The 11986-nt window shown below is 66.7% G+C and carries 15 protein-coding genes; 8 read left to right on the forward strand and 7 right to left on the reverse strand.

What is annotated here, in order from left to right:
* Positions 1-4: 4 nt before the first annotated feature.
* The 8 genes from rplF (at position 5) to YM304_RS04260 (ending at position 4999) form a co-directional block, all read left to right on the forward strand.
* Positions 5-547: a 50S ribosomal protein L6 gene (rplF, locus tag YM304_RS04225; RefSeq protein ID WP_015440401.1), complete on the forward strand. Its 543-nt coding sequence runs from the start codon at positions 5-7 to the stop codon at positions 545-547.
* Between the two features lie 3 nt (positions 548-550).
* Positions 551-919, forward strand: a complete 369-nt coding sequence (gene rplR, locus YM304_RS04230) for a 50S ribosomal protein L18 (RefSeq protein WP_015440402.1) — start codon at positions 551-553, stop codon at positions 917-919.
* On the forward strand, positions 919-1539 hold the full coding sequence (gene rpsE, locus YM304_RS04235; RefSeq protein WP_015440403.1) for a 30S ribosomal protein S5: 621 nt from the start codon (positions 919-921) through the stop codon (positions 1537-1539). The genes rplR and rpsE overlap by 1 nt, the downstream gene beginning before the upstream one ends.
* On the forward strand, positions 1539-1724 hold the full coding sequence (gene rpmD / locus YM304_RS04240) for a 50S ribosomal protein L30 (RefSeq protein ID WP_015440404.1): 186 nt from the start codon (positions 1539-1541) through the stop codon (positions 1722-1724). Before rpsE ends, rpmD begins: the two co-directional genes overlap by 1 nt.
* A 1-nt stretch (position 1725) precedes the next feature.
* A complete protein-coding gene (gene rplO / locus YM304_RS04245; RefSeq protein ID WP_015440405.1) occupies positions 1726-2238 on the forward strand; it encodes a 50S ribosomal protein L15 in 513 nt (170 codons plus the stop codon).
* Between the two features lie 319 nt (positions 2239-2557).
* On the forward strand, positions 2558-3877 hold the full coding sequence (secY, locus tag YM304_RS04250) for a preprotein translocase subunit SecY (RefSeq protein WP_015440406.1): 1320 nt from the start codon (positions 2558-2560) through the stop codon (positions 3875-3877).
* A 19-nt stretch (positions 3878-3896) separates the two neighbouring features.
* A complete protein-coding gene (locus YM304_RS04255) occupies positions 3897-4562 on the forward strand; it encodes an adenylate kinase (protein ID WP_015440407.1) in 666 nt (221 codons plus the stop codon).
* On the forward strand, positions 4559-4999 hold the full coding sequence (locus YM304_RS04260) for a thiol-disulfide oxidoreductase DCC family protein (RefSeq protein WP_015440408.1): 441 nt from the start codon (positions 4559-4561) through the stop codon (positions 4997-4999). Before YM304_RS04255 ends, YM304_RS04260 begins: the two co-directional genes overlap by 4 nt.
* Positions 5000-5013: 14 nt before the next feature.
* Here the strand turns inward: YM304_RS04260 and YM304_RS04265 are convergent, their stop codons facing one another.
* From YM304_RS04265 to YM304_RS04295, 7 genes are read right to left on the reverse strand one after another with little or no spacing between them, the layout of a single operon-like run.
* A complete protein-coding gene (locus tag YM304_RS04265) occupies positions 5014-5763 on the reverse strand; it encodes an SDR family NAD(P)-dependent oxidoreductase (RefSeq protein ID WP_015440409.1) in 750 nt (249 codons plus the stop codon).
* Positions 5763-7238 (reverse strand): dihydrolipoamide acetyltransferase family protein, encoded by a 1476-nt coding sequence (locus YM304_RS04270; protein ID WP_015440410.1) that lies wholly within the window; start codon positions 7236-7238, stop codon positions 5763-5765. Before YM304_RS04270 ends, YM304_RS04265 begins: the two co-directional genes overlap by 1 nt.
* Positions 7228-8313 carry an NAD(+)/NADH kinase gene (locus tag YM304_RS04275; RefSeq protein ID WP_015440411.1) on the reverse strand — a complete coding sequence of 362 codons (1086 nt, stop codon included), beginning with the start codon at positions 8311-8313 and terminating at the stop codon, positions 7228-7230. Before YM304_RS04275 ends, YM304_RS04270 begins: the two co-directional genes overlap by 11 nt.
* 2 nt (positions 8314-8315) lie before the next feature.
* Positions 8316-9377 (reverse strand): alpha-ketoacid dehydrogenase subunit beta, encoded by a 1062-nt coding sequence (locus YM304_RS04280; RefSeq protein ID WP_015440412.1) that lies wholly within the window; start codon positions 9375-9377, stop codon positions 8316-8318.
* The gene (locus tag YM304_RS04285; RefSeq protein ID WP_015440413.1) at positions 9374-10372 is read right to left on the reverse strand and encodes a thiamine pyrophosphate-dependent dehydrogenase E1 component subunit alpha; all 999 of its coding nucleotides are present in this window, start codon (positions 10370-10372) and stop codon (positions 9374-9376) included. The genes YM304_RS04280 and YM304_RS04285 overlap by 4 nt, the downstream gene beginning before the upstream one ends.
* Positions 10373-10387: 15 nt before the next feature.
* Positions 10388-11164, reverse strand: a complete 777-nt coding sequence (locus YM304_RS04290; RefSeq protein ID WP_015440414.1) for a ThuA domain-containing protein — start codon at positions 11162-11164, stop codon at positions 10388-10390.
* Positions 11165-11178: 14 nt separating this feature from the next.
* Positions 11179-11940: an SDR family NAD(P)-dependent oxidoreductase gene (locus tag YM304_RS04295; RefSeq protein ID WP_015440415.1), complete on the reverse strand. Its 762-nt coding sequence runs from the start codon at positions 11938-11940 to the stop codon at positions 11179-11181.
* Positions 11941-11986 lie beyond the last annotated feature (46 nt).

Raw genomic sequence — 11986 nt, forward strand, 5'->3', positions numbered from 1 at the left:
TGAGATGTCTCGTATCGGAAACGCACCCATCACCGTCCCGGCCGGAGTCGATGTCAACATCGCCAACGGTCGCGTGTCGGTCAAGGGCCCCAAGGGCACGCTCGAGCGTGTCATTCCGGGCAACATCAGCATCTCGCAGGAAGGTGACACCCTCACCGTCACCCGTCCCGACGAGCAGAACAAGACGAAGGCGATGCACGGCTTGACCCGCAGCCTCGTCAACAACATGGTCCGCGGCGTGACCGAAGGGTTCCGCAAGGAACTCGAGATCCACGGCGTCGGTTACCGTGCCGAGCAGCAGGGCCCCAACAAGCTCCGCATGAACCTCGGTTACAGCCACACGATCGACGTCGAGGCGCCCGAAGGCATCGTCTTCGAAGTGCCGCAGCAGACGTCGGTGATCGTGACCGGCATCGACAACGAAGTGGTTGGCCAGGTGGCGGCGAACATCCGCAGCCTGCGCAAGCCCGAGCCGTACAAGGGCAAGGGCGTTCGCTACGCCGGCGAGCGGATCATCCGCAAGGCCGGCAAGGCAGGAAAGAAGTAGCTCATGACCAAGATTGCACAAGCCCGCCGCAGTGGCCGGATCCGTCGTCACCGTCGTGTCCGCAAGAAGATCTACGGCACCGCCACGCGACCCCGCCTCGCGGTGTTCCGTTCGAACAAGCACCTCTCGGTGCAGGTGATCAACGACGACGACGGTGTCACCATCGCCGCCGCCTCGACCACCGAAGCCGACATCCGTGGTGCGGGTTCGACCGCATCCGTCGATGCCGCAACCAAGATCGGTCAGCTCGTCGCCGAGCGCACGAAGGCTGCCGGTGTCACCCAGGTCGTGTTCGACCGAGGTGGATTCGCCTACCACGGTCGCATCGCTGCCGTGGCGTCTGCTGCACGTGACGCAGGACTGGAGTTCTGATGGCATTCGGAGACAACAACCGTGGAGGTCGCGATGGCGGCCGCGAGCGCGCACCCGATCCCGATGGCCTGCGTGAGTCACGCGTCATCACGATCAACCGTGTCGCCAAGGTCGTCAAGGGCGGTCGTCGCTTCTCCTTCACCGCACTCGTGGTGATCGGTGACGGCAACGGCCGCGTCGGCCTCGGCTACGGCAAGGCCAAGGAAGTTCCCTTGGCGATCCAGAAGGGCACCGAAGAAGCCCGCCGCAACCTGTTCACCGTGCCGATGGCCGGTGGCACCGTCATCCACGAAGTCCTCGGACGCACCGGTGGCGGACGCGTGATGATCAAGCCGGCATCGCAAGGTACCGGCGTCATCGCCGGTGGCGCTGCTCGTGTGATCCTCGAAGAGGCCGGCGTGCACGACGTGCTCTGCAAGTCGCTCGGCTCGGCCAACCACATCAACGTCGCCCGCGCCACCGTGCAGGGCCTCAAGTCGCTGCAGCGTCCCGACCTGGTCGCCGCTCGTCGAGGCCTCGCTCCGGAAGAGTTCGTGCCCAAGGGCCTGCTCGACGCGTACAACGAGAGCAACAAGAAGCCAGCGGCCGCAGCTGCTGACGCAACCGAAGGGACCACGTGATGGCCGACATCACCGTCACCCAGATCAAGTCGGCGATCGGCACGAAGCCCAAGCACCGCGGAACCCTCCGTGCGCTCGGCATCGGCAAGATCGGCCAGACCAACACACTTCCCGATCGCCCCGAGATCCGCGGCATGATCGCCCGGGTCCCGCACCTGATCGAAGTGTCGGAAGAGGAGAGCTGACATGAAGGTCCATGACCTCAAGCCCGCAGCGGGCGCAACTCGCAGCCGCAAGCGCGTCGGTCGCGGTACCGGCGGCAAGGGCGGCAAGACCGCCGGCCGTGGTACCAAGGGACAGCGCGCACGCAACACCGTCGCACGCGGTTTCGAAGGTGGCCAGATGCCGCTCAAGCAGCGTGTTCCGAAGCTTCGCGGCTTCAAGAACCCGTTCCGCGTCGAGTACCAGGCAGTCAACCTGCACACGCTGTCCGACCTGGCCGAGAAGCTCGGCTCCGGCGACATCGACATCGATGCACTCGTGGCCAACGGCGTCGTCCGCAAGGGCGCCTTCGTGAAGATCCTCGCCCGTGGCGAGATCACCACCAAGGTCAACGTCAGCGCCCACGCCGCGTCGGCGTCGGCCAAGGAAGCCATCGAGGCCGCCGGCGGTTCGATCACCATGATCACCCTTCCGTTCAAGGAAGAGGGCAAGGCCGGACGCCCGGCCTCCGCCGGCAACCAATTCATGAACCGCTGATTCGGGCCAGCTTTCCGTCTCGCTGCGTCAGCCGAGCGACTCATTGACGACCAGTCAACTTCGTCGCCGGTTTCCTTGCGAGACGAAACCATGATCCCGAATCAGTGATCTGATTCTGATCGGTGGCCCGCACCGTTGGTGCGGGCCACCGTTCGTTTTCGGAGTTGACGATTCGGCTCCGACAACCGGCCGGTTGCTCAGGCCGGCTGGCTGCCGGCGCTGGGAATCGAGCCGGTCTCGCTGGTAGCCTCGGGCCGGTCTGCGGCACCGAGTGCAGCACATATTTCGACCCCACCACGTGGGAATTCAGAGGACTTTGATGCTTTCCAATCTGCTGAACGTGTTCAAGATCAGCGACCTTCGCAACAAGTTGTTGTTCGTCGTCGCGATGGTCACCGTGTACCGCATCGGCGTCGCCATTCGCGTGCCCGGTGTCGACCCGTTCGCCATCGAGCAGCTCCGTGCCTCGGCCGACCAGCAGGGCGCACTCGGCTTCCTGAACCTGTTCTCCGGTGGCGCATTCGAGTCGTTCTCGATCTTCGCGCTCGGCATCATGCCGTACATCACCGCCAGCATCATCATGCAGGTCCTCGGCGTGGTGATCCCCAAGCTCGAACAGCTCCAGCAGGAAGGCGCCGTCGGGCAACGCAAGATCACGCAGTACACCCGCTACGTCACCATCGGCCTCGCCACCCTGCAGGCCACCGGCCTCACGTTCATCTTCGGCACCGGCAACGGCCAGGCGTTCTTCGGCTCGGGCAACGTGCCCAGCGTCGTCCTCCTGCCCGACGGCCTGTGGCCCCGTGCCTACCTCATCATCCCCACGCTCGTCGCCGGTACCGCCGTGCTGATGTGGCTCGGTGAGATGATCTCGCAGCGCGGCATCGGCAACGGCATGTCGATGATCATCTTCGCATCGGTCGTGGCCTCGCTGCCCGGCGGCTTCTGGGGCATTCTGCAACTGAACAAGACCTTCTGGTTCGTCGCGATGATCATCTTGACCCTGGCGATCATCGTCGCCGTCGTCTTCGTCGAACTCGGCCAGCGACGCATCCCGGTGCAGTTCGCAAAGCGTGTCGTCGGACGCCGCATGATGGGCGGCCAGAACACCTACATCCCGCTCAAGGTCAACCAGGCCGGCATCATCCCGATCATCTTCGCCAGCTCGATCCTGCTCCTGCCGGTGATCCTGTCGAACGTGCTCGGCTCGGGCGAAGGATGGCGCGGCGACGTGGCCAGCCTCGTCGACGAGTACATCGTCAACCCGTCGAACGTGGTCTACATCACGCTCTTCGCCCTGATGATCGTGGCGTTCGCCTACTTCTACAACTCGATCGCTTTCGACCCGGTTCGCCAGGCCGACCAGCTGCGCCGCCAGGGTGGCTTCATCCCCGGTATCCGTCCCGGACCGCAGACCGAGAAGTACCTCGGCAAGGCCGTCAACCGCATCACCCTGCCGGGCGCGGTGTTCATCGCGATCATCGCGATCCTGCCCTACATCCTCCTGCTCGCCGCCGACGTCTCGACGTTCGGATTCGCTGGCACGTCGGTGCTCATCTCGGTGGGTGTCGCCCTCGAGCTGATGCGTCAGATCGACAGCCAGCTGACCCTCCGCAACTACGAGGGCTTCCTCTCATAGCGGCGGGAGATCGACTCCTATGATCCCGGGCGCCCGCCTCATCATCCTCGGGCGACAGGGTGCTGGCAAAGGCACACAGTGTGTGCGGCTGAGTCGGCACTTCGTCGTACCGCACATCTCCACCGGAGACATGCTGCGCGCAGCCGTGCGCGAAGGCACGCCGCTCGGCATCAAGGCCAAAGAGGTCATGGATGCCGGCGGACTCGTGTCCGACGACATCATGATCGGCATCGTCCGTGACCGGTTGAAGGCCGCCGACGCCGACACGCGGGGCTACATCCTCGACGGATTCCCCCGCACGATCGAGCAGGCCATCGCCCTCGACCAGATCACCGACGAGCTCGGCCGCCCGATCGACGTCGTCCTCGACCTCAACGTGCCCCGCGAGATCGTGCTCGAACGCATCTCGTCACGTCGCGTCTGCCGAGACTGCGGAACCAACTACACCTCGTCGGGCGGCAACGACCCCGAACCGTGGATCTGCGACGTGTGCGGTGGCGACGTGCTGCAACGTGACGACGACACGCCCGAGTCGGTCAACCGCCGCCTCGATCTCTACGAAGAGCAGACGTTCCCGCTCATCAAGCACTACGGCGACGCGAACCGTCTCGCCGTCGTCAACGGCGTCGGGCACCCCGACTCCGTCTTCGACCGCCTCGTGAAGGCCGTCGAGAACAACCGGTGACCAGCACGCCGAGCCGCACCGACTACGGGAGCCTCCCGAGCTCGGTGCCCGGCACCGCGACGCTGGTGTTCGACGGTCACTGCGGGTTTTGTACCCGCTCGGTCGGCTGGCTGCGCAAGCTCGACCGTCACGACCGTGTCGAGGTCAGAGCCGGCCAGACCGCCGGCACACGCGACCTCACCGGCCTCACAGAGCAACAGACCGACGCCGCAGCCTGGACCGTCACGCCCGAGGGCGTGGCCGTGGGCGGAGCCCGAGCGGTTGCCCTCTACACCGCCGTGGCGTGGAACTCGAAGCTGCCGCTGCTGCCCTGGAAGGTGCCCGGCGTGCCGTGGCTCCTCGACCGCTTGTACGAACTCATCGCCCGCAACCGCCATCGGTTGCCGGGCATGTCGCCGTGGTGCTCCGAGCACGACGGCGAGTGCGACCCCGCCTGAACCGGCGGGCGCCGTCAGAGGTTGGTGCGACCGCCGTCGACCTTGATGGTCTGTCCGGTCACGTAGCTCGCCTTGTCGGACGCGAGGAAGCACGCCACGTCGGCGATCTCGTCGGCGGTGCCCCACCGCTGCATCGGCACACCCTTGGTGAACGTGCTGCGGACCGCGTCCTCACCGAGACGTTCGAACGTCGACTCCCACATCTCGGTGTCGACCAGCCCGGGCGCTACTCCATTGACGCGCACACCCTTGTTCGCCCATTCGTTCGCGAGGTTCTTCGTGAGTGTGTTCAGCCCGCCCTTGGATGCTGCGTACGCACCTTGCGTGCCACCGGCACCGGTCGACGCGATCGACGAGATGTTGACGATGGCCCCTTGCGAGGCGAACAACGACTTGGCGAACGCGCTGCTCAGCAGGAACGGCTGACGCAGGTTGACGAAGAGCGTCTCGTCGATCGCTTCGGCCGTGGCGCGGTGCGCGGGCTCGTTGCGTTCGACCGCAGCGTTGTTGACGAGGATGTCGAGGCCGCCGAACGCGTCGAGCACCGCGGTGCTGATCTGCTCGACGGACGCCGGGTCGGAGAGATCGGTGGCGAGCACCAGTGGGTCGTTGGTGAGCTCGGCGGCGATCGCCTCGAGCTTGTCGGCACTCCGGGCGACGAGCGCCACACGAGCACCCCCGGCATCGAGTTGGCGCACGATGGCCTCGCCGATGCCACGGCTCGCACCCGTGACGACCGCGGTCTTCCCGGAGAAGTCGAACATCAGACGAGCGAGCTCGGGTCGGCGAGGTACTTGCAGATGGTCTGTGCGAACTCCGCAGCGGGCGCACCGTCGAACACGCGGTGGTCCCAGGTGAGGCTCAGCGTGAGGCGCTTCGTGGTGCGAACGTCGCCGTCGACGACGATGACGTCGTCACGCAGCCGACCGACGCCGAGGATCGCCGAGTTCGGCGGATTGATGACCGGGGTGAACGAGTCGACGCCGAACATGCCGAGGGCGGTGACCGAGAAGGTGCCGCCCTGGACGTCGTCGGGGCCGAGCGATCCGTTGCGTGCGCCCTCGGCGAGTCGCGTCGTCTCGGGGCCGAGTTGGCCGAGCGACAGCTTGTCGGCGTTCTTCACGACGGGGACGATCAGACCTTCGTCGAGCGCAACAGCGAGACCGACGTGGATCTCGGGAAGGAGCGCCACGCCGGCCTCGGTGATCTGTGAGTTGACTCGGGGATGGTCGCGCAGCGCTCGTGCGGAGGCCGCGATGACGTAGTCGGTGAAGCCTGGCGCGTTGCCGGCGTCTTTGCGTGCCGTGCGGTCGGCGACCACCGCGTCCATGTCGGCGTCCATGGTCAGCGTGAGCTGTGCCGTTTCCTGCAGCGAGGCGTACATGCGCTTGGCGATGGTGCCGCGCATGCCCGACAGACGAATCGTCTCGGTCGGTTCCTGCATGGCCGGGGCCGACCCGCCGGTGGCCCCGACGGAGCCTGCGGACGTCGACGACGCGGCCGATCCGCTGAGCAGACCACGAACATGAGCGGCGACTCCGTCGCGGGTGACTCGACCGTCGGTCGGGTCGGCGGGAACGGAGGCCAGGTCGACGCCGAGCAGATCGGCCAACTGCCGGGCGGCGATCGACGCCGGAACCGGGGAGCCGGCCGCTGCGGGTGCCGGTGCCGGCGCAACGGCGGCCGGAGCGGGGCTGGCCGCGGGTGCCGCTGCCGGAGCAGTAGCCACCGCAGCGACGCGGCCGTCGGCGACGTCGAGGACGTCTTCGGACGTGATGCGCCCGTCGGGTCCGGTGCCGGTCACCGTGGCGACGTCGATGCCTCGCTCGGCGGCGACGCGCCGAGCATTCGGCGACACGAGGAGACGGCCACCCGAACCGGTTGCCGATGCTGCAGCGGGGGCGGGCGACGCGGCAACCGCGGGAGCGGCCTCGGGCTCGGCGGCCGCCGGTGTCGGAGCGGCGCTCGGAGCCGGAGCGGCAGCGGCAGCGGACGGCGCTTCACCCGGCGCCAGCACCTGCCCGATCGACGCGCCACATGCGAACGTGTCGCCCGGGGCACCGGTCTGGTGCAGCACACCGGTCGCTGCGGCCTCGACCTCGGTCTCGGTCTTGTCGGTCTCGATGACGAGCACCGGCTGGCCGACCGTGATCTCGGACCCGTCGGCGACGAGCCATTCGACGATGGTGCCTTCCTCCATCGTCAGGCCGAGTTTGGGCATCTGGAATTCAGTGGACATCGTGGGCTCCTTCGGAGTCGGATGAGGGGGTCGGCGCATCGAACAGTTCGTCGTGCGCAGCGAGCATGAGTGTGGTCGATACGTCGATCAGACGCGGTCCGGTCCGCTCGATCGTGGCGGTCACGGTGGCGTCGGCGCCGACTGGAACGTCGCGTTCACCGTCGAAGGCGAGCACGCCGGGGCCGTGCATGGTGACGGCTTCGCCGTCGGCGACCGGCCGGACATCGGCCAGATCGAGGGTGTCGAACGTGCCAGGGGAGAGCGGCACGCGCACGCGGCGAGCGACGTTGTCGTCGCCGTGGTGGGCCAGGGTGATGAAGACACCGCCCCGGGTGTTGCGGTCGATCGGGTGGGTGCGTCCGGCGATGCTCGACAACCCGGTCGAACCGGGCTCGCCGATCGCGGCGATGACCGCCTTGATCGTGCCGGGCTCCTTGACCGCACGGGCGCCGACGAAGGTCTCGTCGACCAAGGCCAGGTCGACCAGGGCGACATCGTCGACCACCGTCGACGACCGATCGGTGGTCACCTCGACGACGATGCGCTTGCTCGGCAGCGCCACTCGATCGATCGCGATGCGCCCGGAGGCGACGAGACCGGCAGCGACGCCGGCCGAGGTTCCGTCGATCGCCGAGGGGTAGACGTTGTTGGTGCCAGTCGAGATCGCGATCATCGGGATGTCGGGCCAACCCGTTGCCGCGTCGCGACATGTGCCGTCGCCGCCCAGCACGATGACCACCGCAGCACCTCGCTCGCGCATCTCGACCGCCGCCGAGATCGTGTCGGCACGCGAACCGGCGATGTGATCGGAGAGCAGCTCGACCTCGGCGTGGTCGGGAAACGTCAGCCGCTCGATCGCCCGACGCGCCAAGCGGTGCGGGTCGTCGGCGAGGAGCAGCTTCGACGCGCCGGACTCGGCGGCCGCAGCCACGACACGCCGGACGATACCCATCTTCATGGTGTCGGGCGTGTGCGTGGCTCCGGTCGAGAGCCGACGAATGTCTTTGCCGGCAACCGGATTGACGATGACACCGACGATGCCGGATGCCCCGTCGCGCTCGGTCGGTCGGGTCATGGTCAGCCGGCGCCGGGCCGGGCCATCACACCCCGGATCCCGTCGGCGATCGATGCCGCGTCCGGGACGTAGTGCTCCTCCAACGCCGGGCTGAAGGGAACGGGCGAGAACGGCGCCGCCACGCGGGCGACCGGTGCGTCGAGGTAGTCGAACGCGTTCTCCTGGACTTGAGCGGCGATCTCGGCGCCGAGCCCGCCGAAGCGCACGGCTTCGTGCACCACGATGACCCGGTTGGTCTTCTTGGCCGACGCGACGATCGTCTCGGTGTCGAGCGGCTGGAGCGTGCGTGGGTCGATGACCTCGCAGTCGATGCCTTCCTCGGCGAGTCGTTCGGCAGCGTCGAGTGACTCGTTGGCCATGCGACCCCAGGCGATGACGGTGACGTCGTTGCCGGCACGGGCGACGTTGGCGACGCCGAGCGGGATCGAGTACGGCTGCTCGGGCACCTGGCCCGACATGCCGAGCAGACGCTTGTGCTTGATCATCACCGTCGGGTTGTCTTCACGAATCGAGGCCGTCATCAGGCCCTTCATGTCGTACGGGTTCGACGGGTAGAGCACCTTGAGGCCGGGGATGTGGCACAGGATCGCTTCGAGGCTCTGGCTGTGCTGCGCTGCGGCCGACAGACCGGCGCCACCGGCGAGGGTGATGGTCATCGGCAGGACGGCGTCGCCGCCGAACATGTACTTCAGCTTGGCCGCCTGGTTGACGATCTGGTCCATGGCCACGCACATGAAGTCCATGAACATCAGGTCGACGATCGGGCGCAGACCCGACACGGCAGCGCCGACGCCGAGCCCGATGATCGCCTGCTCACTGATCGGCGTGTCGAAGCAGCGTTCTTCACCGAAGCGCTGCTGGAGTCCGGCGTAGGTCTGGAACACGCCGCCGAATGCGCCGATGTCTTCGCCCGCGCAGAACACGTTCGGGTCGGCTTCCATCTGCTGGGCGACGGCTTCGTTGAACGCCGCGACGTAGGCGACCTTGCGGTCGGATTCGATGCGTCCCTCGGTGGTGGTCGACGTGTCGACGATGATCTCGGGTGCGGATTCGATCGTGGTCATCGGGAGGCTCCAGTCATCGTCGTCTCGCTTCCGGTGTACACACCGGTGAGTACCTGGTCGGGAGTGGGCAGGGGGCTGTCTTCGGCGAACTGGATGGCGGTCTCGATGTCGGCACGCAGTTCTTCCCAGATCGCGTCGAGGCCGGCGCGGTCGATCGTGCCGATCTCGATCATGCGGTCTTCGAACGTGAAGATCGGGTCTTGCTTGCGCTTCTCGGCGACCTCTTCGTCGGTCCGGTATTTCAGACCGAGGTTCTGCACGCCGTGGTGGTTGTAGAAGCGGTAGGTCTTGGCTTCGACGAGCGCCGGGCCGCCGCCTTCGCGGGCTCGTTGGATCGCTTCGCCGGCGGCCTCGTAGACGGCGACGACGTCCATGCCGTCGCAGATGACGCCCGGCATGCCGTAGCCGGCCGCGCGGTCGACGATGTCGGTGATCGCCATGGTCTTGTCACGCGGGGTGAACTCGCCGTACTCGTTGTTCTCGCAGGCGAACACGATGGGCAGGTGCAGTGCACACGCCATGTTCGCGGCTTCGTGGAAGGCCCCGATGTTGGTGGCCCCGTCACCGAAGAACGCGACGGCGACATTGCCGTTCTTCTTGTACTTGTTGGCCATGGCGGCACCGACCGCGATGGGGGAGCCGGCGCCGACGATGCCGTTGGCGCCCAACATGCCGAGGTCGAGGTCGCAGATGTGCATCGACCCGCCCTTGCCCTTGTTGTAGCCCGTGGACTTGCCCATGAGCTCGGCCATCATCTCGTTGAACTTGCCGCCCTTGGCGACGAGGTGGCCGTGCCCGCGGTGCGTCGACGTGATCTGATCCTCGTCGGTGAGGTTGCCGCACACACCGGCAGCCACGGCTTCTTCACCCACGTACAGGTGGAGGAAGCCGGGAAGTCGGTTGCCTTCGGCGAGTCGGCCGGCCGCCTCTTCGAAGAGACGGATCCGCACCATGCGCCGGTGCAGATCGAGTTGTTTGTCGGTGTTCAGTTCCAAGGGGTGCTCCAGAGTTCAGCTGGTTTCGCCGCGCGCCCAGCGGAGCGAGCGGCGGAGGATTTCGTAGTAGGCGGGCTGTTCCCACGAGCAGCGTTCGATCGCGGGGTAGTAGTCGAGGACGGGGACCATGTCGTAGTGGCCGCGGCAGTGTCCGAGGGTGTTGTAGAGCACCGCGCCGTCGCCGAGCGACCGCAGGTACATGATCAGGTGCGTGTCGGTGCCGGCGGTCTCGAGCGACCAGTCGCTCTCGGCGAAGCCCTTCGCGTCACCCGTCCACGTCGTGTGCAGCAGCGGTTCGAGTGCGTCGCGATCGGCGTGTTCTTGCAGGTAGAGCTCGTCGTCGGTGTCGAACGACTCGATCCCTTCGACCAGCCAGTGGTCGGGCGCGCTGATCTGCACCGGATAGGGCTGGATCGGCGGGTGCGCAACGAACTGGCTGCCGAGGGTCTCTGACCAGACCGGTTGGCACCGTGGCGCTTCGACGCCGTTGGGTCCGCCCATCTGGAGTGCGGCGTTGGTGCCGTGGAGTGCGACCCATCGGCCGCCTCCTTCGACCCAGGCGCGAATCGCGTGCTGAGCCTCCTCCGAGGGGCGGACGTCGCAGGTGTACGACACCAGGATCGACGATGCCGTGATGGCCTCGTGGTCTTCGTAGTCGGGTTGCACCCGGACTCGGAACTCCTCGTGCTCGGCGAGCAACTTGAGGAGTTCGAGGCGAGCGAAATCGATGTCGTGGTACTTGCCGCCGGCGACGAGCGTGACGTCGATGCGGGAACCGGTCTGGTCGGCCATGAGAACGCCCTGGCTCAGTAGTTGACGCGCTTGACGAAGCCGCCGTCGACGGTGATGTTCACACCGTTGATGTGCTTCGCGGCGTCACCGGCCAGGAACGCCACGGCGTTGGCGACGTCTTGTGGCTCGCCGAGTGCGTTCTGCGGGTGGTTCTTGGCGGTGGCCTCGTAGAAGTCGGCCATGTTGTCCTTGATCATGTTCCAGTCGCCGCCTTCGACGAAGATCGGGCCGGGCGACACGACGTTGCAGCGAACACCCTGCGCGCCGAGCACCTGTGCCTGGCCGAGCGTCCAGTTGGTGACCGCGGCCTTGAACGCCGAGTAGCTGCCCGAACCCGAGGCGAAGTGCTCCATCGTGGCGGTCGTGCCGATCGAGATCAGCGACCCGCCGCCGTCGGTGAGGAACTCGCTCGCGGCCTCGACACCGTGGAGCAGCGACATGAGGTCGATGTCCATGTTGTTCTGCCACTTGTCGAGGGAGCGGGCCGGCTTGCCGGAGGTGTTGTGGACGTAGATGTCGATGCCACCGAGCGCTTCGGCCGAGCTGGCGACCCAGGCGCGGACGGCCTCGGGGTCGGCTGCATCGCAGACCGAACCGACGACCTTGCCCGACGCGCCGGCCGACATGGCGTCGACCGCGGCGTTGACGTCGTCTTCGGTGCGCGAGCAGATGGCGACCGAGGCGCCTTCGGCGATCAACGTCTCGGCGATCGCTCGACCGAGACCTTTCGTCGATCCGGTGATCAGTGCCTTCTTGCCGGTGAGTCCGAGATCCATTGGTGCTCCCAAGTTGGTGCGAGGACGTCGAGCGACGTCGCGTGTT

Origin of the sequence: Ilumatobacter coccineus YM16-304, from assembly GCF_000348785.1 — a bacterium.
GTDB lineage: Bacteria > Actinomycetota > Acidimicrobiia > Acidimicrobiales > Ilumatobacteraceae > Ilumatobacter_A > Ilumatobacter_A coccineus.